Genomic DNA, 2,917 nt, shown 5'->3' on the forward strand with positions numbered 1-2,917 from the left:
GCGCCGCAGAGATCGTCCGGCGCGACGTCGTCCTGGAGCGCACGCAAGAGCAGGTGCGCCATGGCGTTCGGGATCGGCACGACATGCAGCACGCCGTCCTCGGGCCGCATCTCGGACAGCGCCGTCCAGCCCTGGAAGGTGCGGAAGGCCGAGCAGCCGGCATCCGACTCGAATTCGTGGACCGAGGTGCGATAGGCGGCATCCCACGGGTCGTAGTCGCGCCACTCGCCGGCGAAGATCCTGCCAAAGGCCTTCTGGTAGCCGGGCAGCAGCCACCGCTCGATCGACCCGGAATCGGTATGCGGGGAGAGGCCGCGCGACGAGGAGCCCGGCTCGCGCCGGCGGATGCGGTCGGGATAGCCGGTGTCGCGGTTCGGATCGAACCACACCTCGCCCTGCGACTCGGTCTTCCAGAAGGCGTTGAGGAAGGAGCGGACCGCGACCATCCGCTCGTCCTGGCGCGCCTGGACCTGCGGCTTCGACCAGTAGATCGGATAGATCTGGGGCTTGCTCGAGGCAAGGCCGGCGAAGACCTGGTCGGCGGGGCCGCGATAGGTCTCGGCGAAATGGTTGGTTTCGAGATAGTCGGCGATGTCCCGGTCCCAGCCCTCGGCCTCGGCGCGGCCGAAGGTTCCCCTGACCACGGCGCAGCCTCGTTGCCGGACCGCCGCGATCTTCTCCTCCGGCACGGTGCCGGCCGCGATGTCCTCGAAGGCGATGACCGGGAAGACCTCCTCGCCGGCCTCCCGCGCCGCGACGATTGCCGAGACCTCCGCGCGCATCGCCGCCTCGACCTCGGCCATCGCCGCCGCGACGTCGCCGACCTGCCCCTTCAGCTGTTCCTTGGTGTCACGGATCGTCGCCGCGAGATCGTCGGGCACCGGCGTCGTCATGATGGGGGGCATCGTCAGGCTCCTCGATACGGTCTTCGCCGGGGATGGACCGGCCGGTCGATGATCCCCCTATTCCGGCCCCAGCGTCGAGAGCTTTTCGGGTCGCGGCCCGCCATAGGCCCAGTCGAGCAGCTCGACGGTATGGACGACCGGCAGGTCGGTTCCCGATCCGATCTGGGTGATGCAGCCGATATTGCCGGCGGCGACGAGTTGTGGCGCGGTCGCTTCGATATGCCCGACCTTGCGGTCACGAAGCCGGCCGGCGAGCTCCGGCTGCAGCAGGTTATAGGTGCCGGCCGAGCCGCAGCAGATGTGGCTCTCGGCCGGCTCCCTGACGACGAAGCCCGCCTTCTCGAGCAGCGCCTTGGGCGCGACCGTCACCTGCTGGCCGTGCTGGAGCGAGCAGGCGGCGTGGTAGGCGACGGTGAGCCCGCTCGCCCTGGCCGGCTCGCCGAGGCCGAGGACGTCGAGATATTCCGAGATGTCCTTCGCCAGCGCCGAGACCGCCGCCGCCTTCTCGGCGTAGGCGGCATCGTTCCTGAGGATGAAGCCGTAGTCCTTGACCGTCGTGCCGCAGCCCGAGGTCGTCACCAGGATCGCGTCGAGGCCGCCATTCTCGATCACCCGCGTCCAGGCGTCGATGTTCCGCTTCACCTGCGCGTGCGATTCCCCGCTCCTGCCCATGTGATGGACCAGTGCCCCGCAGCAGCCCTCACCCTCGGCCAGTACCACCTCGACGCCCTTGCGGGTGAGCAGGCGGATCGCCGCGTCGTTGATGCCGGGATCGAGCACCGACTGGGCGCAGCCGCGCAACAGCACAACCCGGCCCGTCCGTTCCCCCTCGGCATCGAACACGTCCGGCCGGTCCGCGTTGCTTCGCGGCGGCAGCTTGCCGGGCGCGAGGGAGAGCATCGCGGCCACTTTAGATAATCCCGGTAACATCCTGAAAAGGCCACGAAATGGCTTGCCGAACCAGGCGAGCCCGAGCGCCGCGCGGAAGCGCCCCGGATAGGGCAGCACCGCGGCGAGCACGTTGCGCATGGTCCGGTCGAACCACGGCCGGCGGTAGGTCTCGTGAATGCGCGCCCGGGCGTGGTCGACGAGGTGCATGTAGTCGACGCCGGAGGGGCATGTCGTCATGCAGGCAAGGCAGGAGAGACAACGGTCGATATGCGTCGTCACTTCCTTGTTGGCGGGCTTGTCGCCCTCCAGCATGTCCTTGATCAGGTAGATGCGTCCGCGCGGGCTGTCGAGTTCGTCGCCGAGCAGCAGGTAGGTCGGGCAGGTCGCGGTGCAGAAGCCGCAATGGACGCAGGTGCGGAGGATCTTCTCCGACGTCGCGACATCCGGATCGGCAAGCTGGGCGAGGGTGAAATTGGTCTGCATTTCTCTTTAGTGCCCTGAGGCAGATCCCCCGGTATCGAGTTCCTGATGGATACGATGGAGCACCGCCGGCAGCTTGCGCCGTATATCGTCGTTCCAGAATCGAAGCACGCGATACCCTTCGCGCTCCAGCCTCCGCGTCCTGACAGAGTCGCTTCTCCGTTCGGAATCGGTTCCGTCGGTCGCACCGTCGATCTCGACGATCAGCCGTCGTTCGTGACAAGCGTACCCCGCGATCGGAACTTGTCGGCGAAACAACAGGCCCTGAAATCGGCGCGCCCGCACGGCGTACCAGAACCGCGTCTCCGCCGATGTCATGTCACGGCGCATCGCCCGCGCATGACCACGAAGCCTGGGCGTAATCGGAGCATGGGCCGGCCTCGCGGTATTCATTCAGGGCTCCTCTCGTCCGCCAAGGCGCCTCTCTCCCCCCGTGTGGGGGAGACAGCGGAGCTTCGGACGGCGAAGCCGGGCGTTAGCGAAGCGAGAGAGGGGTAAGAGTCCTCGCCCCAGCGATACCCCTCTCCCGGATTTCCAACTCCGGTTCGCTCACGCAATCCGGGGAAATCCGACCTCCCCCACAAGGGGGGAGGTGAACGGCGTTGTACCCTCGGCACCACCTCACACCCCCGCATACATAC

At 67.4% G+C, this 2,917-nt stretch carries 3 protein-coding genes; all 3 read right to left on the minus strand.

The window, feature by feature from the left end; genetic code table 11:
* On the minus strand, positions 1-905 hold a 905-nt coding region (locus KDJ86_RS19930; RefSeq protein WP_291750001.1), incomplete at its 3' end, for a YbiU family protein.
* A 57-nt stretch (positions 906-962) separates the two neighbouring features.
* Positions 963-2,279, minus strand: coding sequence for a glycolate oxidase subunit GlcF (gene glcF / locus KDJ86_RS19935; protein WP_291750004.1), 1,317 nt, complete (start codon positions 2,277-2,279; stop codon positions 963-965).
* A gap of 6 nt (positions 2,280-2,285) precedes the next feature.
* Positions 2,286-2,669, minus strand: a complete 384-nt coding sequence (locus KDJ86_RS19940; protein ID WP_291750007.1) for an endonuclease domain-containing protein — start codon at positions 2,667-2,669, stop codon at positions 2,286-2,288.
* Positions 2,670-2,917 lie beyond the last annotated feature (248 nt).

The sequence above is a fragment of the Bauldia sp. genome (assembly GCF_020442045.1).
In the GTDB taxonomy this organism is placed as follows: Bacteria; Pseudomonadota; Alphaproteobacteria; order Rhizobiales; family Kaistiaceae; genus Bauldia.

What these genes read in the sequence shown, in the direction of transcription:
- KDJ86_RS19940 (WP_291750007.1), bottom strand. Translation starts at nt 2,669, where the DNA reads ATGAATACCGCGAGGCCGGCCCATGCTCCGATTACGCCCAGGCTTCGT.
- glcF (WP_291750004.1), bottom strand. Translation starts at nt 2,279, where the DNA reads ATGCAGACCAATTTCACCCTCGCCCAGCTTGCCGATCCGGATGTCGCG.